The 23,153-nt window shown below is 74.1% G+C and carries 26 protein-coding genes; 8 read left to right on the top strand and 18 right to left on the bottom strand.

All coding sequences use genetic code 11. The features are described 5' to 3' along the window. Positions 1-4: 4 nt before the first annotated feature. The 3 genes from EV383_RS04545 to EV383_RS04535 are packed head-to-tail and all read right to left on the bottom strand — an operon-like array spanning position 5 to position 2,091. Positions 5-745, bottom strand: a complete 741-nt coding sequence (locus tag EV383_RS04545) for a maleate cis-trans isomerase family protein (protein ID WP_130288741.1) — start codon at positions 743-745, stop codon at positions 5-7. Next, positions 742-1,587, bottom strand: a complete 846-nt coding sequence (locus EV383_RS04540) for a maleate cis-trans isomerase family protein (RefSeq protein ID WP_423213630.1) — start codon at positions 1,585-1,587, stop codon at positions 742-744. The genes EV383_RS04545 and EV383_RS04540 overlap by 4 nt, the downstream gene beginning before the upstream one ends. 3 nt (positions 1,588-1,590) lie before the next feature. Continuing rightward, the gene (locus tag EV383_RS04535; protein WP_207223435.1) at positions 1,591-2,091 is read right to left on the bottom strand and encodes a DUF3830 family protein; all 501 of its coding nucleotides are present in this window, start codon (positions 2,089-2,091) and stop codon (positions 1,591-1,593) included. Positions 2,092-2,298: 207 nt separating this feature from the next. Here EV383_RS04535 and EV383_RS04530 point away from each other — a divergent pair, with 207 nt between their 5' ends. Beyond that, complete coding sequence (locus EV383_RS04530) at positions 2,299-3,222, top strand: D-2-hydroxyacid dehydrogenase (RefSeq protein WP_130293871.1); 924 nt, start codon at positions 2,299-2,301, stop codon at positions 3,220-3,222. Then, the gene (locus tag EV383_RS04525; RefSeq protein WP_130288740.1) at positions 3,219-4,628 is read left to right on the top strand and encodes an amidase; all 1,410 of its coding nucleotides are present in this window, start codon (positions 3,219-3,221) and stop codon (positions 4,626-4,628) included. Before EV383_RS04530 ends, EV383_RS04525 begins: the two co-directional genes overlap by 4 nt. 94 nt (positions 4,629-4,722) lie before the next feature. On the opposite strand, the gene tatB is transcribed toward EV383_RS04525, so the two are convergent. The 4 genes from tatB to sigE all read right to left on the bottom strand — a co-directional run bounded on the left by tatB (position 4,723) and on the right by sigE (position 8,193). After that, positions 4,723-5,166 carry a Sec-independent protein translocase protein TatB gene (gene tatB / locus EV383_RS04520; protein WP_130288739.1) on the bottom strand — a complete coding sequence of 148 codons (444 nt, stop codon included), beginning with the start codon at positions 5,164-5,166 and terminating at the stop codon, positions 4,723-4,725. 33 nt (positions 5,167-5,199) lie between these two features. Then, complete coding sequence (locus EV383_RS04515; protein ID WP_130288738.1) at positions 5,200-6,783, bottom strand: trypsin-like peptidase domain-containing protein; 1,584 nt, start codon at positions 6,781-6,783, stop codon at positions 5,200-5,202. A gap of 115 nt (positions 6,784-6,898) precedes the next feature. Then, complete coding sequence (locus EV383_RS04510; protein ID WP_242622892.1) at positions 6,899-7,546, bottom strand: anti-sigma factor family protein; 648 nt, start codon at positions 7,544-7,546, stop codon at positions 6,899-6,901. Beyond that, complete coding sequence (gene sigE / locus EV383_RS04505) at positions 7,543-8,193, bottom strand: RNA polymerase sigma factor SigE (protein WP_130288737.1); 651 nt, start codon at positions 8,191-8,193, stop codon at positions 7,543-7,545. Before sigE ends, EV383_RS04510 begins: the two co-directional genes overlap by 4 nt. A gap of 199 nt (positions 8,194-8,392) precedes the next feature. Here sigE and EV383_RS04500 point away from each other — a divergent pair, with 199 nt between their 5' ends. Then, positions 8,393-9,019, top strand: a complete 627-nt coding sequence (locus tag EV383_RS04500; protein WP_130288736.1) for an O-methyltransferase — start codon at positions 8,393-8,395, stop codon at positions 9,017-9,019. Between the two features lie 19 nt (positions 9,020-9,038). Here the strand turns inward: EV383_RS04500 and glgC are convergent, their stop codons facing one another. Further along, complete coding sequence (gene glgC, locus EV383_RS04495) at positions 9,039-10,295, bottom strand: glucose-1-phosphate adenylyltransferase (protein ID WP_242622891.1); 1,257 nt, start codon at positions 10,293-10,295, stop codon at positions 9,039-9,041. Positions 10,296-10,499: 204 nt separating this feature from the next. Here glgC and glgA point away from each other — a divergent pair, with 204 nt between their 5' ends. Beyond that, on the top strand, positions 10,500-11,660 hold the full coding sequence (glgA, locus tag EV383_RS04490) for a glycogen synthase (RefSeq protein ID WP_130288735.1): 1,161 nt from the start codon (positions 10,500-10,502) through the stop codon (positions 11,658-11,660). A gap of 50 nt (positions 11,661-11,710) precedes the next feature. Here glgA and EV383_RS04485 read toward each other — a convergent pair whose 3' ends face one another. The 7 genes from EV383_RS04485 to dapE form a co-directional block, all read right to left on the bottom strand. Continuing rightward, positions 11,711-11,878 carry a DUF3117 domain-containing protein gene (locus EV383_RS04485; protein ID WP_130288734.1) on the bottom strand — a complete coding sequence of 56 codons (168 nt, stop codon included), beginning with the start codon at positions 11,876-11,878 and terminating at the stop codon, positions 11,711-11,713. Positions 11,879-12,090: 212 nt separating this feature from the next. Next, positions 12,091-12,684 carry a DNA-3-methyladenine glycosylase I gene (locus EV383_RS04480; RefSeq protein ID WP_130288733.1) on the bottom strand — a complete coding sequence of 198 codons (594 nt, stop codon included), beginning with the start codon at positions 12,682-12,684 and terminating at the stop codon, positions 12,091-12,093. A gap of 1 nt (position 12,685) precedes the next feature. Continuing rightward, positions 12,686-13,195, bottom strand: coding sequence for an SRPBCC family protein (locus tag EV383_RS04475; RefSeq protein WP_130288732.1), 510 nt, complete (start codon positions 13,193-13,195; stop codon positions 12,686-12,688). Beyond that, complete coding sequence (locus EV383_RS04470) at positions 13,188-13,532, bottom strand: DivIVA domain-containing protein (protein WP_130288731.1); 345 nt, start codon at positions 13,530-13,532, stop codon at positions 13,188-13,190. The genes EV383_RS04475 and EV383_RS04470 overlap by 8 nt, the downstream gene beginning before the upstream one ends. A gap of 52 nt (positions 13,533-13,584) precedes the next feature. Further along, complete coding sequence (locus tag EV383_RS04465) at positions 13,585-14,172, bottom strand: LOG family protein (protein WP_242622890.1); 588 nt, start codon at positions 14,170-14,172, stop codon at positions 13,585-13,587. Then, positions 14,169-14,927 (bottom strand): LOG family protein, encoded by a 759-nt coding sequence (locus EV383_RS04460; RefSeq protein ID WP_130288729.1) that lies wholly within the window; start codon positions 14,925-14,927, stop codon positions 14,169-14,171. The genes EV383_RS04465 and EV383_RS04460 overlap by 4 nt, the downstream gene beginning before the upstream one ends. 5 nt (positions 14,928-14,932) lie before the next feature. Continuing rightward, entirely contained in the window at positions 14,933-16,027 is a 1,095-nt protein-coding gene (gene dapE / locus EV383_RS04455; RefSeq protein WP_207223740.1) for a succinyl-diaminopimelate desuccinylase, read from the bottom strand. Positions 16,028-16,616: 589 nt separating this feature from the next. On the opposite strand from dapE, the gene EV383_RS04450 reads away from it, so the two are divergent. Genes EV383_RS04450 through EV383_RS04440 form a run of 3 tightly spaced genes read left to right on the top strand, consistent with a single transcriptional unit; the run spans position 16,617 to position 19,244 of the window. Next, positions 16,617-17,207, top strand: coding sequence for a helix-turn-helix domain-containing protein (locus EV383_RS04450; RefSeq protein WP_130288727.1), 591 nt, complete (start codon positions 16,617-16,619; stop codon positions 17,205-17,207). 53 nt (positions 17,208-17,260) lie between these two features. Further along, a complete protein-coding gene (dapD, locus tag EV383_RS04445) occupies positions 17,261-18,205 on the top strand; it encodes a 2,3,4,5-tetrahydropyridine-2,6-dicarboxylate N-succinyltransferase (protein ID WP_130288726.1) in 945 nt (314 codons plus the stop codon). Between the two features lie 7 nt (positions 18,206-18,212). Then, positions 18,213-19,244, top strand: coding sequence for a CHAD domain-containing protein (locus EV383_RS04440; RefSeq protein WP_242622889.1), 1,032 nt, complete (start codon positions 18,213-18,215; stop codon positions 19,242-19,244). On the opposite strand, the gene EV383_RS04435 is transcribed toward EV383_RS04440, so the two are convergent. The 3 genes from EV383_RS04435 to fdxA are packed head-to-tail and all read right to left on the bottom strand — an operon-like array spanning position 19,241 to position 21,976. Beyond that, positions 19,241-20,536: an MFS transporter gene (locus EV383_RS04435; RefSeq protein WP_242622888.1), complete on the bottom strand. Its 1,296-nt coding sequence runs from the start codon at positions 20,534-20,536 to the stop codon at positions 19,241-19,243. The two genes, EV383_RS04440 and EV383_RS04435, sit on opposite strands and share 4 nt — an antisense overlap. Then, complete coding sequence (gene dapC / locus EV383_RS04430) at positions 20,533-21,636, bottom strand: succinyldiaminopimelate transaminase (RefSeq protein WP_130288725.1); 1,104 nt, start codon at positions 21,634-21,636, stop codon at positions 20,533-20,535. The genes EV383_RS04435 and dapC overlap by 4 nt, the downstream gene beginning before the upstream one ends. A 13-nt stretch (positions 21,637-21,649) precedes the next feature. Continuing rightward, a complete protein-coding gene (gene fdxA, locus EV383_RS04425; protein ID WP_130288724.1) occupies positions 21,650-21,976 on the bottom strand; it encodes a ferredoxin in 327 nt (108 codons plus the stop codon). Between the two features lie 127 nt (positions 21,977-22,103). Here fdxA and EV383_RS04420 point away from each other — a divergent pair, with 127 nt between their 5' ends. Continuing rightward, positions 22,104-23,126, top strand: coding sequence for a GNAT family N-acetyltransferase (locus EV383_RS04420; RefSeq protein WP_242622887.1), 1,023 nt, complete (start codon positions 22,104-22,106; stop codon positions 23,124-23,126). The last annotated feature ends 27 nt before the right edge of the window (positions 23,127-23,153 follow it).

The following is a 23,153-nucleotide window of genomic DNA, read 5'->3' as shown; positions in this document are numbered from 1 at the left end:
CCGCTCACGCCGCCGGCGTGGAGAACAACGTCCCCAGGCCCGGCCGCACGACGTCCGCACCGGCCAGCCGCAGGCCCTGCCACATGCTGACCTGGTTCGCGGTCAGCACCGGCTTCCCGACGCGGGCGTCGAGGGCGTCGAGCAGGGCGACGGTGTGCAGTGCGGTGTCGGGCAGCAGCACGGCCTCGGCGTCCGGGGCGTCGGCGGCGACCGCCGCCGCGAAGTCCAGCACCACCTCGCCGGGCAGGGTGCCCACCTCGGCGGCGGTGACGATGTCGCGGGCGGACACGGTCAGCACCGTGATGCCGTGGTGGGCGAGGAAGTCGACGAACCGCGCGGCGATGTCGGGCGGGTAGGTCGCCCCCAGGGCCACCCGGGAGACGCCGAGCCGCTGACATGCCTGGACGAACGCGAACGACGTGCTCGACGCCGGCACCCCGGCCACCGCCCGCAGCGCCGCGACCTGCTCGGCCGCGCCGTCGGGGCCGAACACGAAGCTGCCCGACGTGCACGCCCAGACGATCGCGTCGAGCGGCCCGAACTTCTCGGCGAGGGTGCGTGCGCCGTCGGCGAGCACGTCGTCGCCGCCGATGTCGAGCAGGGCGTCGACCCGGTGGGCGTCGGTGCGCATCTCGGTGTGGACCAGGGGCAGCGTGGCGCCGTCGCTCAGGAGCGCCTCGGCGCGCGGGTAGTCGTCCTCGGCGGAGAAGCCGGGGTAGAGGATCCCGACGGTCGTGCCACTCATGTTGTCGACAATCCTACAGGCGGCGCGGGGACGCAAGTCCGTCCGTCACCGGGCTCCCACGCCGCGAGCAGCGCCCCACCGCCCACGGCCGCACGGTCGATCTTGCGCAGGGCGTCCCACATCGTCACCTGGTTCGCCGTGATCACCGGCTTGCCGAGCGCCTGCTCGAGGGGCTCGATGACGTCGTAGGTGGGCAGGTTGGTGCAGCTGATGAACAGCGCCTGCGCCTCCGGCCGGTCCACGGCGCGGACGATCTCCACGACCTGGGCGTAGGTGGTCCGCCAGATGTTGCCGATCAGCCCGAGCCCTTCGCTCGCAACCGTCTCGACGCCGTGGTCGGCGAGGAAGCCGACGAGCCGGTCGGTCACGGCCTGGATGTAGGGCGTGGCGATGGCCAGCCGCCGCACCCCGAGCACGGCGAGGGCCTCGATCAACGCACCGGACGTCGTCGACGCCCGGGGAGCGCCGGCGTCGAGGATCGTGCGGTGCAGCACGTACTCGGCCGCGGCCCCGGCGACGAAGCTGCCCGACGTGCAGGCGTAGCTGACCACCCCGGGACGCGGGGTGAGGACGTCGCGGGTCGCGCGGCGCACCGGGCGGCGGTCGGCGATCGCCTCGGCCATGTCGACGGTCATCGGCGTGGTCAGGAACGGCATCCGGGTCAGGTAGAGCGAGACGTCCTCGGGCGTCCAGCGCCACAGCTCCCGGTCCAGCGCGAAGTCGAACGGCGCGATCATCCCGATGCCCGGCGCGTCGACCAGCTCGTCGTCGGCCCGGCTGCGGGCGTGCCGGAGCCCGCCCGCCGGCTCGTGGGTGCGCCCGACGGACAGCTCGGCGGGCACCGCTCAGCCCTCGAGACGGGAGTAGACGAGCCGCTCGCCGACGCTGCCCGAGCGCCACACGTCGTGGCACGCCGTCGCCATCGCGTCGAGTCCCTCGGTGATCGAGGCCCAGACGTTGGCGACCACCCAGCCGACGTCGCCGTTGAGCAGCAGGTTGTTGCGGCCGTAGAAGATCGCCAGGTCGATCCCGCCCGCCTCGGCGTCGATGCCCTGGTCGTCCTTGAACGAGGCGTCGAGCATGCCGCCGTGGAAGTCGAAGTAGCAGACGTCGCCGGGGATCGGGGTCACGGTCGGGTTCTCCTGCCCGATCCGTGGGCCGAACCGCGGGACGATCGTGTAGACCTCGTTGCGGGCGTACTTGGCGTGCTGCGCGTCGCCGCCCATCGGGCCGTCGGCGAGTGCTTCCCAGACCGCGGTGCAGGTCCGGGGCGCCTGCTTCTCGAGCAGCTCGGCCACGCAGGCGACGCCGCGGCGTTCCAGCTCGATCCTGATCAGTTTGGACACGGGAGATCCCCCTGGAAAAGAACGGGTGTGTGGGTGACCTCTACCGCTCGTGAGTCGCACCGGCACCGAACGCAGCAGATTGTTGACAATCTTAGGAGCGCTTCCTAGCGTGTCAACCTCCCCGTCCGCGCCCTCTGAGAGGATCATCGATTGGCCATCCCCGCAGGTCAGGACGCTCTCACCATCACCGTCCTGCACGGCGAGGACATGCCGCCGGGCCTCTCCGAACGCGTGGGTGACGCACGTCTCCGGTTCGCCGACGACTCCACGCTCGCCGACGCGCTACCCGGGTCCGACGTGCTGCTCACGTGGAACTTCCTCTCCGACGCCGTGCGGCCGGCCTGGGCGACGGGCGGCGAGGGCGTGCGCTGGGTGCACACCGCCAGCGCCGGCGTCGACCGCGTCGCGTTCCCGGAGCTGCTGGCCTCGGACACCACGCTGACGAACTCGCGCGGCGTGTTCGACGTGCCGATGGCCGAGTACGTGCTCGGCGCGATCCTCGCCTTCGCCAAGGACCTGCCGACCTCACTGCGCCTGCAGGACGCGGGGACGTGGCGCCACCGCGAGACCGAACCGATCGCCGGGCGCACCGCCGTCGTCGTCGGCAGCGGACCGATCGGGCACGCGATCACGTCGCTGCTCCGGGCCGCCGGGCTGCGCGTCGAGCTGGTCGGGCGCACCGCCCGGGACGGCGTCCACGCCTTCGACGCCCTGGACGGGCTGCTGCCCGAGGCCGACTTCCTGGTCCTCGCCGCCCCGCTGACCGACCAGACCCGCGGGCTGCTGCACCGGGGCTCGATCGCGCGGATGCGCGACACCGCGCGGGTGGTCAACGTCGGGCGCGGACCCCTGATCGTGCAGGACGACCTGGTCGACGCCCTGGCCGCCGGCCGGATCGCGGGTGCCGCGCTGGACGTCTTCGAGACCGAGCCGCTCCCGGCGGACTCGCCGCTGTGGGCGATGGGCAACGTCATCGTCTCCCCGCACATGTCCGGGGACATCGTCGGCTGGCGCGACGCGCTGGTCGACCTGTTCGCCGAGAACCTTGCGCTCTTCCGGGACGGCCGGGAGCTGCGCAACGTCGTCGACAAGGCCCGTGGATACGTGAGCACCTCCGGAGGACACTCGTGAGCGACCCGACCACCGCGGATCTCAGCGCGACCGAGCTGCTGGCGGGCTACCGCTCCGGGGAGATCTCGCCGGTGCAGGCCACCCGGGACGCGCTCGACCGGATCGAGGCCCACGACGGCGCCGTCAACGCGTTCTGCCTGGTCGACGCGGACTCCGCACTGGCGCAGGCGAAGGACTCCGAGGCGCGCTGGCAGGCCGGGGAGCCGGTCGGCCCGCTCGACGGCGTCCCCACCTCGATCAAGGACGTGTTCCTGACGATCGGCTGGCCGACCCGGCGCGGCTCGACCACCACCAGCGCCGAGGGTCCCTGGGAGGTCGACGGCCCGCCGGTGGCCCGGGTCCGCGAGGCCGGTGCGGTGCTGATCGGCAAGAACACCACGCCCGAGCTGGCCTGGAAGGGCGTCACCGACTCCCCGCTGACCGGGGTCACGACGAACCCGTGGAACCCGGCGCTGACCGCGGGCGGCTCGTCCGGGGGCAGCGCGGCGGCGGTCGGGCTCGGAATGGGTCAGCTGTCGATCGGCACCGACGCCGGTGGCTCGGTGCGGATCCCGGCCGCGTTCACCGGCACCGTCGCGCACAAGCCGACCTACGGCCGGATCGCGCACTACCCGGGCAGCCCGTTCGGCACGCTGGCCCACCCCGGCCCGATGACCCGCACCGTCGCCGACACCGCACTGCTGCACGACGTCATCTCCCGGCCCGACCCCCGGGACCCGTGGGTGCTCGACGTGCCCCGCGAGTCGGCCTACGAGCGCCTGGCCGGTGGGGCGCAGGGCCTGCGGATCGCCTTCTCCCCCACGCTCGGCTTCGCCACCGTCGACCCCGAGGTCGCCGGCCTGGTGGCGGCCGCGGTGGAGGTGTTCACCTCCCTCGGCGCGACCGTCGAGATTGCCGACCCCGGCTTCGCCGATCCGGTCGAGCCCTTCGAGCTGCTGTGGAACGCCTCCGCGGCGAAGTCGCTGGAGCCGATCGGGGCCGAGGGCCGCGCGCGGATGGACCCGGCGCTGGTCGCGGTCGCCGAGCGCGGCGACAAGGTCGGTGCGGTCGACTACCTGAGCGCGATGGCCGTGCGCAACGAGCTGGGCACGCTGATGGGGCAGTTCCACACCGAGTACGACCTGCTGCTCACCCCGGCGCTGCCGATCACGGCGTTCCCGGGCGGGCTGGAGGTGCCGGAGGGCTCGGCGAACCCGCGGTGGTGGTCGTGGACGCCGTTCACCTACCCGTTCAACATGACCCAGCAGCCGGCGACGAGCGTGCCGTGCGGGTTCACCGCCGCCGGGCTCCCGGTCGGGCTGCAGGTCGTCGGGCCGCGGCACGCCGACGCGACCGTGATCGCCGCCGCGTACGCCTACGAGCAGGCCACCGAGCACCACCTGCGCCGCCCGGCCCTGCTCGGCTGAGCGGACCCGCCCGCGCACGCGGCCGCGGTCGCGGGACGACGGCGGGCGCGCACGAGGGACGTCCAGCGGGTCGAGCGCCCCGGAGAGCTGCGGATCAGGTGGCGTCGGGGTCGATCGGGGGGCGCTCGCCGGAGTTCAGCGGGGCCTGCGCGGCGGGCGCCGTGGGCGGGGCGGCGGAGGCACCGTTCGCGGAGGCACCGTTCGCGGCGCTGCCGTTCGGGGCGCTGCCGTTCGGGCCGGGGGCGTAGCCGTTCGGCTTCGTCGGCCCGTCGTCGTCGCTGAACAGGGTGCGGGTGATCGCGGTCTTCGGGTTCAGGTTCCGCAGGCTCCGCAGGTCGTTGAGCGGCTGCTGGAGCGAGTCGAAGTCCGAGCCCATCTCGTTCTTGAGGTGGTCGCGGGCGCCGGTCGCGTACTCCTTGACCTGACGGATCGTCTTCCCGACCCATGCCGCGGCCTCGGGCAGTCGTTCCGGCCCCAGGATGAACAGGCCGGCGACGACGAGTACGAGGATCTCGGGCCAACCGATGTTCTCGAACACGTGACCCAGACTACGCAGGCCCCGGAGCGGACATCACTTCGTCCCCAGGGTCGCGGTCACGGTGAGCGGGCGCCCCTGCCGAACGAGCTCGACCGGGACCTGTTCACCCGGCTGGTGCTCCCGCACGGCGACGACGAGCTCGTCGGCCCCGGCGATGGAGCGACCCGCCACCTTCACCACGACGTCGCCGTCGGCGATCCCGGCCGTCGCGGCGGGCCCACCGGCCAAGACGTTCTGGATCTGCGCGCCGTCCGTGGCGCCGTCGGTGACCGAGCGGGCGTTCACGCCGAGGTCGGCGTGGGCGACCCGGCCGGTGCGGATGAGCTCCTCGGCGATGGCGCGGGCGTCGTCGATCGGGATCGCGAAGCCCAGCCCGATCGAGCCGCCCTGCCCGCCGCCCTGCTCGGCGCCGAGGCTGCGGATCGCGGTGTTGATGCCGACGACGGCGCCGGTGGAGTCCACCAGCGGGCCGCCGGAGTTGCCGGGGTTGATCGCCGCGTCGGTCTGCACGGCGTCGATCACCGCGTCCCCCGCGGAGCCCTCGGGGTCGAGCCGCACCGGCCGGTCCACCGCGCTGACGATGCCGACGGTGACGGTGCCGGCCAGGCCCAGCGGGGAGCCGATGGCCATCACCCCGTCGCCGACGGCGAGCTCCGACGACCGCCCGATCGGCGCGACCGTCGGGTTCACGACGGGGACCTTCACCACGGCCAGGTCGGTCATCGGGTCCGCGCCCACGACGACGGCCGGAACGCGCGACCCGTCGGAGAACACGGCCTCGATCGTGCCCTTGGCCGGGCCGACGGCCGGCGCGACGACGTGGTCGTTGGTCAGCACGTAGCCGGCCGGGTCGATCACCACGCCGGAGCCGGTCCCGGCCTCGTCGCCGACCTTGGTCTCCAGCGAGACGACCGAGGGCAGCAGCCGCGACGCCAGGTCGGGCACCGACCCGGGCGGGCGTTCCTTGGCCTCCTCGGCCGAGGCGAGCGTCGCGCCGGGCTCGGTCAGCCCGTCCGCACCCTCCGCGGTCCAGTGCCCGACCAGGCCACCGATCCCGCCGACCAGCAGGGCCAGCACGCCGAGCAGCGCCAGCGCCTTGGGCTGCACGCGGTCGCCGAAGAGCACCTCGCGCACGCTGAGCCGGGCCCCGGCCGGGCGCTGCGGCTCCGGCGCCGGGTCCTCGGCCAGAGCCGGGGGTGCGGCGGTGACCGGGGTCTGCGGGCTGCGCCACGGGTCCTGCGCCGAGCCGCCGGCCCAGAACGGGTCGTCGCCGTCACCGGCCGGGTGGGCGTGCCCGTTGGTCGCGGGGCCGCGCTGCAGGGTGTCCACCGCGCCGTGCGGGCGGCCGAACGCGCGGGCGACGGCCGTCGTCGGGGGCGGGGCCGAGGGGGTCTTCGCCGGGGCGGACGCGGACGCGCGGTCGAACGACTCGGCGACGCCGTCCGGACGGCCGAACGCGGCCCGGTCGGACGGGTCGACCTCGGGCCGTTCCAGCGGTGCCGGGGTGAGCCGCGGCGGCTCCCCCGTGCTCGTGCCCTGGTCGGCGGGCGCGCTCGTGCCCCGGTCGGCGGGCGGGTCCTGCGGGGTCCCGGGACGCTCCCGGTCGTCGTCGCTCATCGTGGGACGGTTCCGGACGGGAGGGTTCCGGGCAGGGACGGACGACACACGGTCTCAGCCTGCCCTGTCGGTGGTGAAGTCCGCGTTCGCGGGCCCGTGCCCGGGCCCGGCGGGGTCACGGTGACGGCGGGAGGCTGACGTTCTGCATCGCCGGCCGGGGCGGGGCCGGGGCCGGTGTCGTGGGGGTCGGCGGTGCCGACGTCGACGTGGACGCGGCCGGCGCCGAGGTGGGCCGGCGGCCCTGGTCGCGCGGGGCGGGGGCGAACCGTGCGACCGGGGTGGCCCCGGTGAACGTCGCGGTGCTCCCGCCGGGGGTGGCGGTGGTGAAGCCGGAGGCGGGCAGGCCGAACGCGATCGCGCCGAGGGCCAGCCCGGACACGGCCGCCCCGGCACCGATCCGGCGGCGGCGGGTCCGGCGTCCCGGGGTGGTGGCCGGGCGCAGCACCGAGACCATCTCGCCGTCCGCGGTCACCGCGAGGCCCGCCGGCGGCGGGGGCAGCTCCGTGTCCTGCGGGATCGAGCACAGCGACGACATCAGCGACGTCGGGAGCGTCGGCGCGTTCGCGCACCGCAGCTCGGAGCGGGCCTTGCGCTGGTCGACGACCTCGGCCGCGCAGTCCACGCAGTGCTGCAGGTGTCGTTGTGCACGCCCGTGCGGCCCCGGGGCGAGTTCGCCGTCGACATAGGCGACGACCGCCTCCGGGGTGAGGTGGGCTTCACCCCAGTCGGGGGCGATCACCTGGAACCGTCGGTGTTCGGTCACGACACCAACTCTGCCACCGGACGTGCCGTTCCTGCCACGTCCCCCGTCATGCCTCCCGCCATGTCCTCCGCGCGGTGGCGCTCCAGCGACGCGCGCAGCGCGGTGCGGCCGCGGTGGATCCGGCTGCGCACGGTGCCCAGCTTGACTCCGAGCGTCGCGCCGATCTCCTCGTAGGACAGGCCCTCCACGTCGCAGAGCACGACCGCGACCCGGAAGTCCGGGGGCAGCTCGTCGAGGGCGGCCTGCAGGTACGGGTCGAGGTGGGTCGCCGAGAAGACGTCCTCGGGCTCCGGGCCACCGCCGGGCAGGCGGTCGGTGTCCTCGGGCAGGCCCTCCATGCGCAGGCGGGCGCGGCGGCGGACCATGTCCAGGAACAGGTTCGTGGTGATCCGGTGCAGCCAGCCCTCGAAGGTGCCGGGCTTGTAGGAGGCCAGCGAGCGGAACACCCGGATGAACGTCTCCTGGGTGAGGTCCTCGGCGTCATACGGGTTGCCGCTCAGCCGGTAGGCGAGGCGGTAGACCCGGTCGGCGTGCGCCCGGACGATCTCGTCCCAGCTGGGCGGCGTCCAGTCCGCGCCCTCTCCCGGGAGGGTGGCCGTGGCACCGGTTCCCGTGGAGGCGACTGTGGAGGAGCGTTGATCGGGCATGACAACAGCGTGCCCCGGCGGGATGAGGAACATGTGAAACCCGTCTGAGAGAAGCCTGTGAATCGCGATCGATCCGGATGTACGTATCGATCCCTCGGATATCGGCCGTGTATCGATACGGCGAACAGGTGCCGCGAATCATCCGGCATTCGTGGGCGTGTGCTCCCCTGCGCTACTCCGACCCGGTTAATCTCTGCCCATGACCACCCCCGCGGAGCAGGCCGCCGAGGCGTACCTCGCCGAGGACGAGGGTCTGGCGCGCACGCGGGCTGCGGGAACGGCGGCGGGTGCTCACCCGATCAGCCCGGCCGGTGGCGCCGCACTGGCCGTCCTGGCCGCGACGGTCTCCGCGCGTGCCGTGGTCGAGATCGGCACCGGCGCCGGGGTGAGCGGGCTCTACCTGATGCGCGGGATGGTGCCCGACGGCACGCTGACCTCGATCGACGTGAACCCGGAGCTGCAGCGGACGGCGCGTGCGTCGTTCCTGGCCGCCGGGGTCGGTCCGTCCCGGCTGCGGCTGATCAACGGGATGGCGCTCGAGGTGCTCCCCCGCCTCACCGACGGCGGCTACGACCTGGTCGTCGCCGACGCCGTGCCGGCCGAGTACCCCTGCTACCTGGCCGAGGCGATCCGGTTGCTGCGACCGGGCGGGATCCTGGTGCTGGAAGGCGTGCTCGACGGCGGCCGGGTGGCCGGTGACGCCGCCGGCGACAGCCCCGTGACCGCGGCCCTGCGCGAGGTCACCGAGCAGGTCCGCGAGGACGAGCGCCTGCTGTCCGCGCTGCTCCCGGTGTCGGACGGGATGCTCTGCGCCGTCCGCCGCTGAGCGGCCCGGCGCCCGGCCCCTACTGGGCGGTGACGCCCTTGCCCAGCACGACGACGCCGCCCGGGCTGACCGTGTAGCGGGCCCGGTCGGTGTTCAGGTCCACCCCGATCAGCGCACCGGGTGGGACCACGACGTTCTTGTCCAGGATCGCGCGCCGCACGACCGCGCCGCGGCCGATCCGGGCGCCCGGCAGCACGACCGAGTCCGAGACCTCCGCGCCGCCCTGCACCATCACGTTCGGGCTGATCACCGACCGGCGCACGATCGCCCCGGAGATGATCGTGCCGGCGCCGACGATCGAGTCCTGCGCGATGCCGCCCTCGACGAACTTCGCCGGCGGCAGCGCCGGGGTGGCGGTGCGGATCGGCCAGCGCATGTTGTAGAGGTTGAAGATCGGGTGCACCGACACCAGGTCGGTGTGCGCGTCGTAGTAGGCGTCGATCGTCCCGACGTCGCGCCAGTAGCCGGCGTCGCGCTCGGTCGCCCCGGGCACCCGGTTCTCGGCGAAGTCGTAGACGTGCGCGGCACCCTGGGCGACCAGGGCCGGGATGATGTCGCCGCCCATGTCGTGGTCGGAGTCGTTGTTCTCGGCGTCGGTGCGCAACGTGTCGAGCAGCGCATCGGTGGAGAACACGTAGTTGCCCATCGAGGCGAACGTGACCTCGGGGTCGTCCGCGACGGCCGGCGGGTCGGACGGCTTCTCGACGAAGTCGGTGATCTTGCCGGACTCGTCGGCGGCGATGCAGCCGAACGCCTTCGCCTCCGCGCGCGGCACCCGGATCCCGGCGACGGTCACGCCGGCGCCGCTCTCGATGTGCTGGGCGATCATCTGCGCCGGGTCCATCCGGTACACGTGGTCGGCGCCGAAGACCGCGATGTAGTCCGGCTGGTCGTCGTAGACCAGGTTCAGGCTCTGGAAGATCGCGTCCGCGCTGCCGGTGTACCAGCGACGCCCGAGCCGCTGCTGCGCCGGGACGGTGGTGATGTACTGGTCCAGCACGCTGGACAGACGCCACGTCGTGGAGATGTGGCGGTCCAGCGAGTGCGACTTGTACTGGGTCAGCACGCAGATGCGGTCCAGGCCGGCGTTGACCAGGTTGGACAGCACGAAGTCGATCAGGCGGTAGTTCCCGCCGAACGGCACCCCCGGCTTCGCCCGGTCCGCCGTCAGCGGCCAGAGCCGCTTGCCCTCGCCACCGGCGAGCACGATTCCCAGCACGTTCGCCGAGAGCTGGCCCGACGCCGACGACGGGCGCACCCCGCTCATTGCGGTCATCGCAACCCCCGCTCTCGATCCGGCCGCGCCGTGAGGTCTCTCGTCGAGGACCTGCGCGACCCGGATGAAACCCTAGTGCCACACCCCGCTCCCGGCCAGCGGCGAACGGACCATGTCGATCATCGGCCACCTGCCGGCCATCTGTGTCGGGCACCGCGTGCCGCCGGGCTGTCCCGCCGCGGGCGCAGGCGTTACCGTCGCCGCGTGCGCGTCGGCCTGTTGACCCGGGAGTACCCCCCAGACGTCTACGGCGGGGCGGGGGTGCACGTGGAGTACCTGGTCCCCGCGCTGCGCGAGCTCGTCGACGTCGACGTCCACTGCTTCGGCGACGCCGGCGCCCCGGCCCGCGACGGCGTCACCGTGCACCCGGTCCCGGCCGAGCTGCGGGGCGCGAACGCGGCCCTGACCACGCTCGGGACGGACGTGACGATGGCCGCCGCGCTGGACGGCTGCGACGTCCTGCACTCGCACACCTGGTACGCCAACATGGCGGGTCACCTGGGCAAGCTGCTGCACGGACGCCCGCACGTGGTGACCGCGCACTCGCTGGAGCCGCTGCGGCCGTGGAAGGCCGAGCAGCTCGGCGGCGGCTACCGGGTGTCGTCCTGGGTGGAGCGCACCGCCTACGAGGCCGCGGACGCGGTGATCGCGGTGTCGCACGGGATGCGCCGCGACGTGCTGGCCGCCTACCCCGACGTCGACCCGGAGCGCGTCCACGTCGTGCACAACGGGATCGACACCGAGTTCTACCGTCCCGACGACGGCCGCGACGCCGTCCGCGCGGCCGGGGTGGACCCGGACCGCCCGTCGGTGGTCTTCGTCGGGCGCATCACCCGGCAGAAGGGCCTCGCGCACCTGGTCGCCGCCGCGCACCAGGTGTCACCGGAGGCGCAGATCGTGCTGTGCGCGGGCGCGCCGGACACGCCCGAGCTCGAGGCGGAGATCGAGCGGGCGGTCGCCGAGCTGTCCGCGGGCCGCTCCGGCGTCGTCTGGGTGCGCCGGATGCTGCAGACAACGGAGGTCCGCCAGCTGCTCTCGGCGGCGACGGTGTTCGTGTGCCCCTCGGTCTACGAGCCGCTCGGGATCGTCAACCTGGAGGCGATGGCGTGCGGGACCGCCGTCGTCGCCTCGGACGTGGGCGGCATCCCCGAGGTCGTCGCGGACGGCGACACCGGGCTGCTCGCCCACTACGACGCCGGCGACACCGCGCGGTTCGAGTCCGACCTGGCCGCCGCGATCAACGAGCTCGTGGCGGACCCGGACCGGGCCGCCCGGATGGGCGAGCGCGGACGGGAGCGCGCCGTGCGGGAGTTCGCCTGGGCCGAGATGGCCCGCCGCACGGTGGAGGTCTACGACCGGCTCTGACGCCCCCGCCCGATCCCCCGTTTCTTCCCCCTGGTGATCGGTGGTGCGGCTCAGCCGCAGGTGGCGTTCAGGGCCTCGCCGAGGTTCGTCGCCTCTTCGGGGGTCATCTCCACGACGAGACGACCTCCGCCCTCGAGCGGGACCCGCATCACGATGCCCCGGCCCTCTTTGGTCACTTCCAGGGGGCCGTCGCCGGTGCGGGGCTTCATCGCGGCCATTCTCGTTTCCTCCGTGGTGTGACAGTGATCGATTCCGCCGACCGCGTGTCTGAAGGGAGCGCGCCGGTCGCCGGTGGCTCCATTGTCCCCCATCGCCCGAGGTGTGGTGCAACCGAGGCGATCACGACTCGGCAGCGTTCACGCAGCGCAACGGCTCGGACGCACCCTGATGGCGATCACGTGGACGGCGCCGGTCGCGGGCACCGGGGACGTCACGCTGCGTCGGCCCGCCAGCAGTGCGCCACGTGGTCGTCGACGAGGCCGGTCGCCTGCATCAGCGCGTAGCACGTGGTCGGGCCGACGAAGCGCAGCCCGCGCCGCTTGAGCTCCTTGGCCATCGCGGTGGACTCGGGGGTGACGGCGGGGACGTCGGCCAGGCCGGCCGGGCGGACGTGCGTCGCCGGGTCCGGCGCGAACGACCACAGCAGCTCGTCGAGCGGGGTGTCGAGGTCGAGCACGGCCCGGGCGTTGGCGATCGCGGCGTCGATCTTGAGCCGGTTCCGGACGATGCCGGCGTCGGCGAGCAGGCGGGCGCGGTCGTCCTGACCGAAGCGGGCGACCTTCTCCGGATCGAACCCGGCGAAGGCCTCCCGGAACGCGGGCCGCTTGCGCAGGATCGTGATCCAGGACAGCCCGGACTGGAACGCCTCCAGGCTCAGCCGCTCGTACATCGCGGCGACGCCGTGGACCGCGTGACCCCACTCCTCGTCGTGGTAGGCGACGTAGTCCGGTGTGGAGCCCGCCCATTCGCAGCGGCCGCGACCGTCGTGCGGGTCGTAGGGGCCGGCGTCCGGCGCGTCGACCACCTCAGCCGCCGTTCCCGGCCCGGCGAGCCTCCTCGGCCCGGTAGCGCTCCTCGGTCTGGCGGGCCATCTTGCGCAGCGAGCTCGCGACCCCGGCACGGAACGCCGGGCGCACCAGCGGCCAGCCGGCCCGTCCGAGGGCGCCGAACGGGACGTCGAGCAGCTCGGTCCAGAGGAACCGGCTGCGGCGCGGGCCGAGCTCGACGACGGCGAACACGCCGTCACCCTGCACGACGCTGCCGGTGTGGGTGACGACGGCGCGGCGCGGCCCGCCCGGCTCGTCCGCCCACTCGGTGATCTCCATCGTGTCGGCGACGCCCAGCGGGCCGATCCCGGTCACCGCGCGCAGCGTCGACCCGACCGAGCGCCCGTCACCGCCGGTGAGCTCGACGGTGGTGCCGAGCATCCAGTCCGACTGCCCGGGCCAATCGGTGACGGCCCGCCACAGGTAGTCGGCGGGCACCCCGACGTCGACCGGGACGGTCAGCTCCTCGCGACTCGCCGCATTACTCATCCCGGACTCCTTCGGTGCGCATCCGCGCGATCGTCGTCTCCAGCCGGGTCACGTGCGCGACCAGCTCGCGGCGGTCGGCCTGGACCCGGTCCAGCTCGCCGGCCAGGCGGTCCAGCGCCCAGTCGACCTCCACCATCCGGTATCCGCGCACGACCTGCTGGAAACGCAGACCGCGCACGTCCGCCCCCTGCACCTCGACGGCCGGCAGCCGGGTCGGTGTGGCGTCCGGCGCGAGCGGCGCCAGCTCCTCGCCCCGGCCGAACACGGCGGCGGCCGCCACGAACACCACCGCTGCGACGACCGCCAGGACGAGCAGGTAGATCAGAGCGGTCCCCATCCCGCCATCGAATCACGAGGGACCGACATCGTGTGCCGACGCGGGCGGCGCGTCACCCGGGGGTGACGCCGGCCGGTACGCACGCGTCCAGGGCGGCCGTCACGTCCGTGACCACACGCAGGCGCTCCATCGGCCCGCGTCCGGCGAACCCGCGCCCGGTCAGCCCGGCGACCCAGTCCAGCAGGCCGGTCCAGTGCCCGTCCGGATCGAGCAGCACCAGCGGCTTGGTGTGCAGGTCGAGCGTGCCGGCCGTCCACACCTCGAACAGCTCCTCGCAGGTGCCGATGCCACCGGGCAGGGTGAGGAACGCGTCCGCGCGGTCCTCCATCCGCTGCTTGCGCTCGCGCATGGACTCGGTGACGACGAGCTCGTCGGCGTCGGTGTCGGCCCACTCCCGCTCGACCATCGACCGCGGGATGACGCCGACCGTCCGCGCGCCACCGGCCCGGGCCCCGCTCGCCACCGCGCCCATCATCGACTTCTTGCCGCCGCCGGAGACCAGCGTCCAGCCGCGCGCGGCGATCCCGCGCCCGACGGCGTCGGCGAGCTCGACGTAGTGCGGCGCGATGCCGTCGGAGGACGCGCAGTAGACGCAGACCGAGAACCCACCGTCCGGGGCGCCCCCGTTCCGCGTGCTCAATGCGCCTCCTCCCATGCGTGGTACGCCTCGTGCACGACGTCGACGGCGTCGTCGATGTCGTCGGTGAGGTGCAGCAGGTCCAGGTCCTTCTTGCTGATCTTGCCCTCGCTCACCATGGTCTTGGCGACCCAGTCGTAGAGCCCGCCCCAGTAGTCCTTGCCCAGCAGCACGACCGGGAACTTGGTGACCTTCTTCGTCTGCACCAGGACCAGGGCCTCGAACAGCTCGTCGAGGGTGCCGAAGCCGCCGGGCAGGCAGATGAAGGCCTGCGAGTACTTCACGAACATGGTCTTGCGGGTGAAGAAGTAGCGGAAGTTGATGCCCTGGTCGACCCAGGGGTTGAGCCCCTGCTCGAACGGCAGCTCGATGCCCAGGCCGACCGAGAGCCCGCCGGCCTCGGAGCAGCCGCGGTTGGCCGCCTCCATCGCGCCCGGGCCGCCGCCGGTGATCACGGCGAAGCCCGCTCCGGCGAGCCGCGCGCCCAGCTCGCGCCCGGTCTCGTACTCCGGGGACCCGACCGGTGTCCGGGCCGAGCCGAACACCGTCGCGGCGCGGGGCATCTCGGCGAGCATGCCGAAGCCCTCGACGAACTCGGCCTGGATCCGCAGGACCCGCCACGGGTCGGTGTGCACCCAGTCGCTGGGGCCGCGGGAGTCGAGCAGACGCTGGTCGGTGGTGGTGGCCTCGTTGCGGTGCTCGCGGCGGAGCACGACCGGGCCCCGCAGCTTCTCGGCCGGGTGGTTCTCCTGCGTCATGACCGTCAGCGTAGTGAGGCCCGCTCGTCCGGCCCGTCCGCGCTCAGGTAGCGGCGCAGAACGTCCGCACAACGGGTGACGGCGGCCTCGGCGACGTGCTCCTCCCGGGTGTGGGCGAGGTTCGGGTCGCCGGGACCGTAGTTGACGGCCGGGATGCCCAGCGCCGCGAACCGGGACACGTCGGTCCAGCCGTACTTCGCCCGCGGCACCGCCCCGCTGGCCCGCACGAAGTCCGCCGCGGCCGGCGCGGAGAGCCCGGGCAGGGCGGCGGCGGAGAGGTCGGTGACGGTCAGCTCGAACCCGTCGAACACCTCACGGACGTGCGCCAGCGCCGCATCGGTGCTGCGGTCCGGCGCGAACCGGAAGTTCACCGTGACGACGCACTCGTCCGGCACGACGTTGCCCGCCACGCCGCCGGCGATCCGCACCGCCTGCAGCCCCTCCCGGTAGACGCAGCCGTCGATGTCGACGTCGCGCGGGGTGTAGGCCTGCAGTCGCGCCAGCACGTCGCCGGCGTGGTGGATCGCGTTGTCCCCGAGCCAGGACCGCGCCGAGTGCGCCCGCCGCCCGGACGTCCGGATCTCCACCCGCAGCGTCCCCTGGCAGCCCGCCTCCAGCGCACCGTCGGTCGGCTCCCCGAGCACGGCCAGGTCGGCGACCAGCCAGTCCGGGTGCTCCCGCTCGATCCGGCCGAGCCCGTTGCGCACGGCCTCGACCTCCTCACAGTCGTAGAACACGCAGGTCAGGTCGACGCGCGGGGCCGTCAGCGTGGCGGCCAGGTGCGCGAACACGGCGTCGCCGGCCTTCATGTCCGAGGTCCCGCACCCGTGGATGACGCCGTCGGCCCGCCGGCTCGGCACGTTGTCCGCGATCGGCACGGTGTCCAGGTGCCCGGCCAGCAGAACCCGCTGCGACCGGCCCAGGTTCGTCCGCGCCAGCACCGCGTCACCCGAGCGCAGCACCTCCAGGTGCGGCGCCTGCGTCCGCAACGCCCGCTCCAGGGCGTCGGCCAGCACCCGCTCCTCCCCCGACACGCTCGCGACGTCCACCAGCGCCGCGGTCAGCGCCACCGGGTCGGAGGTCAGGTCCAGTTCGGGCAGCGTGCTCGTCACCGCAGCGACGCTACCCACCCCGTACCCCGCTGCCGGGCCGGGCCGGGGGTCCGACGGGGCCGAGATCCGGGGGCAGCCCGGGCAGCCTCAGCGGCCTCGGCGCCCCGGTCCGGCCCTCGAGCACAGGTCTCGGGGCTCGCTTTGCCATGCACACCCCCACGCGTCCAGGCCGCAGTCTCGACCGGTCGAAGCGTCGAGATCTGCGCCCGGAGACGTCCACGGAGCCGGGTCCGACAGCTGAGATGCGGCCAGTGGTCGGGTGAGCTGAATCGGAGGACCACCGGCGTCATCTCACCCGTCGTGGACGGCCAGGACTCGGACGTCCGGAGGCGGAGACCTCCCGGACGCACCGGCGTGCGCACGGCAAGCGCGTCTGGACGCACCGGCGTGCGCACGGCAAAGCTCCCCCGGACGCACCGGTGTGTGCATGGCAAAGCGCGCCGAGAAGCCGGTCCTCGGCGACCTCGGGCCGCCGAGCGCCGACACGCGGGCGACGGCTGTCCACAACCCGGACCATCCGTCCACAGGTCGACGAGTGATCCGTCCGAGGAGACGCTCCGGCCGCATCGTGGATCGCATGACCGACGAGGTGGACCCGGCGCCGGATCCGCGGCGTCCGGGCGGGGACGGGATCGCGTACCCGGATCCGGCGGGCCTGTGCCGCGCCGTGCGCCGACGGGCCGATGCGAGCCAGCGGGAGATGGCCGAACGCACAGGGTTGTCGCGGTCGACCATCGCCCGGATCGAGTCCGGGAAGCTGATCCCGAGCCTGTCCGTGCTGAACAGGATCCTGGTCGAGACGGACCTGCTGCTGGTCGCCGTGGACCGGAACGGCCGGGTGGTCGCCCCGATGGAGGATCCGCCGGACGACGACCTGCGCGACGGCGCCGGCAAGCGGTACCCCTCGCACCTGGACACGATCGTGGACCCGGAGCCCGGCGAGTGGTGGGCCTCGATCTACGGCATGGCCCACCCACCCGAGACCTACCACCGTGACCGGGAGAGGCGGGACGTCCAACGTGCGCGCAGCCAGTGGGAGGTCCGGGTGGCGCGGTTGCGGGCCGCTCCGCCCCCGCCGACGGTCGAGGCCTGGCTGCGACGGCGGGCGCGGCAGCGAGAGCTCCGGGAGGCGCGCCGGCGGGCGGGGTGGCCGGATCAGGACTCGTGACGTGATCCGCCCGCGCGGGTCGGGTGGCCGTGCAGCAGGTAGTTTCGGCGCCTGTGAGCACCGAGTACCGCCGCGAGGGCGCTTCCGGCACCGGCCTGGCCACCGTCACGTCCGAGGGCACCGTCCTCGACGTCTGGTACCCGGCCCCGCAGCTGGCCGGAGCGGAGAGCTCCGCCGGTGACCCGACCGCCGATCTCGAGGCGCTGACCGGCACCGACGACGACCGGGGCGTGAGCACCCGGGTGGTCCGCACCGAGATCACGTCGCTGTCCGAGCCGCCCGCCGACGCCGCCGACGCGTACCTGCGCCTGCACCTGCTCAGCCACCGGCTGATCGCCCCGCACCAGGCGAACCTCGACGGCCAGTTCGGGCTGCTCGCCAACGTCGTCTGGACCAACCACGGTCCGTGCGCGGTGCCCGGTTTCGAGCTGGTCCGGGCGCGGCTGCGCCGTCGCGGGCAGGTCACCGTCACGCACGTGGACAAGTTCCCGCGGATGGTCGACTACGTGCTCCCGACCGGCATCCGGATCGGCGACGCCGACCGGGTCCGCCTGGGCGCGCACCTGGCCGAGGGCACCACCGTGATGCACGAGGGCTTCGTCAATTTCAACGCCGGAACGCTCGGCGCCTCGATGGTGGAGGGGCGGATCTCGGCCGGCGTCGTCGTCGGGGACGGGTCCGACCTGGGCGGCAGCGCCTCGGTCATGGGCACGCTCTCCGGTGGCGGCAAGGAGGTCATCTCGATCGGGAAGCGCTGCCTGCTCGGCGCCAACGCCGGCATCGGCATCTCGCTCGGTGACGACTGCGTCGTCGAGGCCGGGCTCTACGTCACCGCCGGCACGAAGGTGACGCTGCCGGACGGCTCGACCGCCAAGGCCGGGACGTTCTCCGGCCGGGACGGGCTGCTGCTGCGCCGCAACTCCGTCACCGGCACCGTCGAGGTGCTCCCCCGCACCGGCGACGGCATCGCCCTCAACTCCGCCCTGCACGCGAACTAGGACGACCGTGACCACCTCCTCGCCCGTGACCAGCGACGCGCCGGGTGACACGCCCACGAGCGACGACGCGCCCGACGCCCAGCACGGCTCGCAGAACGGGCTCCTCCGCCTGGAGGAGCTCCCGGACCCGATCACGGCCGACCCCGGCGCCCCGGCGGTGCACCACGTCCGGGTCCTGCTGGACAAGCGCCTGCGGTCGCTGCTGCTGCACGACCCGGGCACCCGCGCCGGCGTCGACATCGAGGACCTGCACCAGATGCGGGTCTCGGTGCGCCGGATGCGGGCCGCACTCAAGGCCGCCCGCACGCTGCTCGACGCGCAGTGGGCGGACGCGCTGCGCGCTGAGCTGGGCTGGCTCGGGCGAGCACTCGGGCCGGTGCGCGACCTCGACGTGATGATCGCCCGGCTCCGCGGCGAGATCACCGAGCTGCCCGCCGCCGAGCGCGCGGCCGGGGACCGGCTGGTGGCCCACCTGGAGGAAGAGCGCGGGACGGCCCGGATCGCGATGATCGCGGCCCTGGACGACGAGCGGTACGCGACGCTGCTGCGCCGGCTCGAGGCCGTCGTGCGCGACCCGTTGCCGGAGCCGGAGGAGGGGCTCGCCCGCCCGGAGCTGATCGACCTGGTGCGGGCCGAGGCACGCAAGCTGGACAAGGCCGTCCGCCGCGCCGGCGAGGACCCGCCGGACATGACGCTGCACGACCTGCGGATCCGCACGAAGCGGCTGCGCTACACCGGTGAGCTGGTGGAGCCCGCGATGCGCGACGAGAAGGGCCGTCGCACGAAGTCGGCGAACCGCATCCGCAAGACCCTCGCCGCGTCGGCGGAGCTGCAGGAGGTGCTCGGCGACCACCAGGACGCGTGCGTGGCCGAGCACCGGATCCGGCGCCTGCTCGACGACCTCGGCGACGCCCCGGACGCGCACGTCGTGTTCGTCGGCGGTCGGCTGGTCGAGCGTGAGCGCGCCCGGGCCGAGGAGCTGCGGCGTCAGTGGTGGGCGGCCTGGCAGACGCTCAACGAGCGGGCCGGCTCCCTCTAACAGACCTCGTCGACGGGACGGCCCGCGTCCTCGGAACGCGGGCGGTCACCGATCCTCCAGATCGCCCCGGCCTGCAGCGTCGCCGACGCCAGGACCAGCACGATCGCGGCCGGGAAGCCCCCGGTGAGGTCGATCAGCAGGCCCATCGCCAGCGGGCCCAGCCCGGCCGCGAGGTAACCGATCCCGAGCGCGAACCCGGAGACGGCCGCGCTGCGGGCCGCGTCCGGGGTGCGCCAGGCGATCACGGCCAGGCCCAGGGAGAACCCGGCCCCGACGCCGATCCCGATCAGTGCCGCCCAGATCCACGGCGCGACCGTCGTCGCGCCCGGCAGCAGCAGCGTCCCGAGCGTGCCGGTCACCCCGCTGGCCACCGTGACCGACGCCCAGAACCGCCAGCGCCGACGCCGCTCGGCGACCGCCGGCATCACCAGCGCGGCCGGGATCTGGGCGATGCTCCACACCGACAGCAGCAGCCCGGCGCGCTGCGGGCTCCAGCCATAGGACTCGTAGAGCGGGGCCAGCCAGGTCAGCCAGCCGTAGAAGATCCCCGACGACCCGGCGAGGTAGCAGGCGATCCGGCGCGCGAACGGGTCGTGCCAGGGCCGTGAGCGCGCCTCGACCGCCGTAGTGGCGGGGGCGGGGGCAGCTCCCGGAGGCGGCCCGGCACGACCGATCCGTGCCGCGACCGGAACCCAGACCCCGAGCGCCAGCACCGCCGGGACGGCCCACACCGCCAGCGAGAACGACCACCCGCCCAGCCCGACGGCCAGCGGCACCGCGACCGCCGACGACACCGTCGCGCCGATCATCATGGAGACGACGTAGGCCCCGCTGACGGTCCCGGCGCGCTCGGGCAGGTGCTCCTTGACCACGCCGGTGATCAGCACCCCGGCGGTGCCGATACCGAACCCGACCAGCACGCTGCCGCCGACCAGCGACGGCAGCGCCGCGATCCCGCGCAGGAGGCTGCCCAGCGCGATCAGGCCGACGGCGCCGCCGAGCAGGCGTTCCCGTCCGAGCCGGGCGGCCAGCGGGGACGCGGTGAACGACGCCAGCGACATCGTCAGCACCGCACCCGCCTGCACCAGGCCGGCGGCGCCCGCGGACACACCGAGCTCGTCGCGGGCGGTCTGCAGCAGCGGCGGGTACCCGGCCAGTGCGGCGCGCAGATTCGCGGCCAGGGCCAGGACGCCGAGGAGCACCAGCCACGGCGGGACGCGGGGCGGCACCCCTCGACCGGTCGCGGAACCCGTCGCCCCGGGACCGGCGGCGGCGGAGTCCCGCGCGGTCATGACGCGCCGAGGCGGTCCGCGGCCGTATCGATCCGCTCGTCGGAGGCGGTCAGCGCGACCCGGACGTGCGACGAGCCGGCGGGGCCGTAGAACTCACCGGGCGCGACGAGGATCCCGCGCTCGGCCAGGCGCGCGACGGTGGTGCGGCAGTTCTCGCCCTCGGTGGCCCAGAGGTAGAGACCCGCGGCCGAGTGCTCGATCTTGAGGCCGAACGCCTCCAGCCCGGCGCGCAGACGGGTGCGGCGCGCCTCGTAGCGGGCGGCCTGCACGGCGACGTGCGCGTCGTCGGAGACGGCGGCCGCCAGCGCGGCCTGCACCGGCCGCGGGACGATCATGCCGGCGTGCTTGCGGACCTCCAGCAGCCCCGCGACCAGCGCGGGGTCACCGGTGACGAACCCGGCGCGGTACCCGGCCAGGTTCGAGACCTTCGACAGCGAGTGCACCGCGAGCAGGCCGGTGTGGTCGCCGCCGCAGACGTCGGGGTGCAGCACCGAGAGCGGTGCCGGGTCTGCGGCTCCGGGCAGGCCGAGGTAGCACTCGTCGGAGGCGACGACCGCCCCGCGCTCGCGGGCCCACGTCACGACCTTGCGCAGGTGCTCGACCGGCAGCACGCGCCCGGTCGGGTTCGACGGCGAGTTCAGCCACACGAGCCGCACGCGTCCGGGCCCGGCCGCGGTCAGCCCGTCGGACCGCACGGAGTCGAGACCGGCCAGGCGGGCGCCCACCTCGTAGGTCGGGTACGCGAGCTCCGGGATGACGACGCCGTCGCCGGGCTGCAGGTCCAGCAGCGTCGGCAGCCACGCCACCATCTCCTTGGACCCGATCGTCGGCAGCACCGCGACCGGGTCGACCCCGGACACGCCGAACCGGCGCTCCAGCGACGCCGTGACGGCCTCGCGCAGATCGGCCGGTCCGTGCGTCGTCGGGTACCCGGGCTCGGTCGACGCGGGCCCGCACAGGGCGTCGCGCACGACGTCGGGGACCGGGTCGACCGGGGTGCCGACGGAGAGGTCCACCAACCCGTCCGGGTGGGCGGTGGCCCGCTCGCGTGCGGCGCCGAGGGAGTCCCAGGGGAAGTCCGGGAGTGCTCTGCGTGTCACAGGTGCCGGGGGCTCACTCGTCGTGCGACTGCGGGGGCAGGCTGGCGGCCGGCTCCACGTCCTTGTCGGTCTTGCCGACCTTGGAGGCGCCGCCGGGCGAGCCGAGCTCGTCGAAGAAGTCGACGTTGGCCTTGGTGTAGGCGGCCCACTGCTCGGGGACGTCGTCCTCGTAGTAAATGGCCTCGACCGGGCAGACCGGCTCGCAGGCGCCGCAGTCCACGCACTCGTCGGGGTGGATGTAGAGCATCCGGCCACCCTCGTAGATGCAGTCCACCGGGCATTCCTCGATGCACGCCTTGTCGAGCAGGTCGACGCAGGGCTCGGCGATCACGTAGGTCACTTCGGTGGTCCTCCACTCGGGTTGCGAACACCCCCGGAAAAATGTGGTGGTGAGGTGTCCGGTCAACTACGACTACCGGCAGGTTAACCCGCGTACCTCGCGGGGGCAGGAGAGAGGTGCGCCTCAGTTGGAATCCACCCAGCGGTTCGACGACCGGCTCGCAGCCCTGGTGGGGCAGCGTGTCTCGCTGCGCAGGCGGATCTTTGCCGACGGCGGGCCGGGGCCCCGGTTCACCGACGCGGTCGGGGACCTCACCGAGGCCGGCGACGGCACGTTCGTCGTGCACGCCCGGTCCGGCCCGGTGACGGTGGATCCCGACGACGTGGTGGCGGTCCGTGCCGTCCCACCGGCGCCGCCGCGACGGCCTTCCTGGGCCGCGGTGGGCCGTCTGGAGCAGCTCTGCGCCGACGCCTGGCCGCCGGTGGCGCGACGCGACCTGGGCGGCTGGCGCCTGCGCGCGGCGGACGGGTTCACCCACCGCGCGAACTCCGCGCTGGCCGCCGCCGACCCCGGGATGCCGGTGACCGACGCCCTGGCCGCGGTGCGCGCGTTCGCCGCCGAGCACGCGATCCCGCCGGTCGTCGCGACACCGGAGGGCTCGCCGTGGTCGAACCGGGTGCGGGAGGCCGGGTGGGCGCTCGAGGCCGGCTGGGCGCAGGGCTCCGAGGTGGCGGCGCTGGTCGCGGACCTCGGCGCACTCGCCGGCGCCGCCGGACCCTCGGACGGCGCCCTCGACGTCGCGTTCGACGCCGTCCCGGACGTGGCGTGGTGGGACCTGTTCGGCGAGGGCCCCGACGACCCCGGTGCCGCGGCGCGGGAGCGGGTGCTCGTCCCCGGGCCGGACGGTCCGGAGTCGGGGTTCGGGCTCGCCCGCCGTGACGGCGACGTGCTCGGCGCCGTACGGGCGACCGTCGTCGACGACCATCTGTACCTGTCCCGGCTGCACACCGACCCGTCGGCGCGACGGACCGGCGTCGCGGCCCGGCTGACCGCGGACGCCGCGGCGTGGGGCCGGGCGCGGGGTGCGCGGTTCGCCGTGCTGCAGGTCGCCCTGGACAACGAGCCGGCGCGGGCGCTCTACGCACGGCTGGGCTGCACCGAGCACCACCGTTACCACTACCTGGTCCCCGGCCCGGACGCGACGGCGTGACGCGAATGGGCCCCGGAGACCTGCGGG

This window comes from Pseudonocardia sediminis (assembly GCF_004217185.1).
GTDB lineage: Bacteria > Actinomycetota > Actinomycetes > Mycobacteriales > Pseudonocardiaceae > Pseudonocardia > Pseudonocardia sediminis.
Note: the sequence above shows the minus strand (reverse complement) of the source record. Positions and strands in the feature narration are given on the sequence as shown.

Bases quoted from the DNA above. Each gene is read 5' to 3' on its own strand.
- EV383_RS04475 (WP_130288732.1), bottom strand. From the start codon at position 13,195: ATGAGTAATGCGGCGAGTCGCGAGGAGCTGACCGTCCCGGTCGACGTC.
- EV383_RS04545 (WP_130288741.1), bottom strand. From the start codon at position 745: ATGAGTGGCACGACCGTCGGGATCCTCTACCCCGGCTTCTCCGCCGAG.
- sigE (WP_130288737.1), bottom strand. From the start codon at position 8,193: ATGCCCGATCAACGCTCCTCCACAGTCGCCTCCACGGGAACCGGTGCC.
- EV383_RS04530 (WP_130293871.1), top strand. From the start codon at position 2,299: ATGCCGCCGGGCCTCTCCGAACGCGTGGGTGACGCACGTCTCCGGTTC.
- EV383_RS04515 (WP_130288738.1), bottom strand. From the start codon at position 6,783: ATGAGCGACGACGACCGGGAGCGTCCCGGGACCCCGCAGGACCCGCCC.
- EV383_RS04500 (WP_130288736.1), top strand. From the start codon at position 8,393: ATGACCACCCCCGCGGAGCAGGCCGCCGAGGCGTACCTCGCCGAGGAC.
- EV383_RS04470 (WP_130288731.1), bottom strand. From the start codon at position 13,532: ATGGGGACCGCTCTGATCTACCTGCTCGTCCTGGCGGTCGTCGCAGCG.
- EV383_RS04485 (WP_130288734.1), bottom strand. From the start codon at position 11,878: ATGGCCGCGATGAAGCCCCGCACCGGCGACGGCCCCCTGGAAGTGACC.
- EV383_RS04460 (WP_130288729.1), bottom strand. From the start codon at position 14,927: ATGACGCAGGAGAACCACCCGGCCGAGAAGCTGCGGGGCCCGGTCGTG.
- EV383_RS04435 (WP_242622888.1), bottom strand. From the start codon at position 20,536: ATGACCGCGCGGGACTCCGCCGCCGCCGGTCCCGGGGCGACGGGTTCC.
- EV383_RS04450 (WP_130288727.1), top strand. From the start codon at position 16,617: ATGACCGACGAGGTGGACCCGGCGCCGGATCCGCGGCGTCCGGGCGGG.
- glgC (WP_242622891.1), bottom strand. From the start codon at position 10,295: ATGACCGCAATGAGCGGGGTGCGCCCGTCGTCGGCGTCGGGCCAGCTC.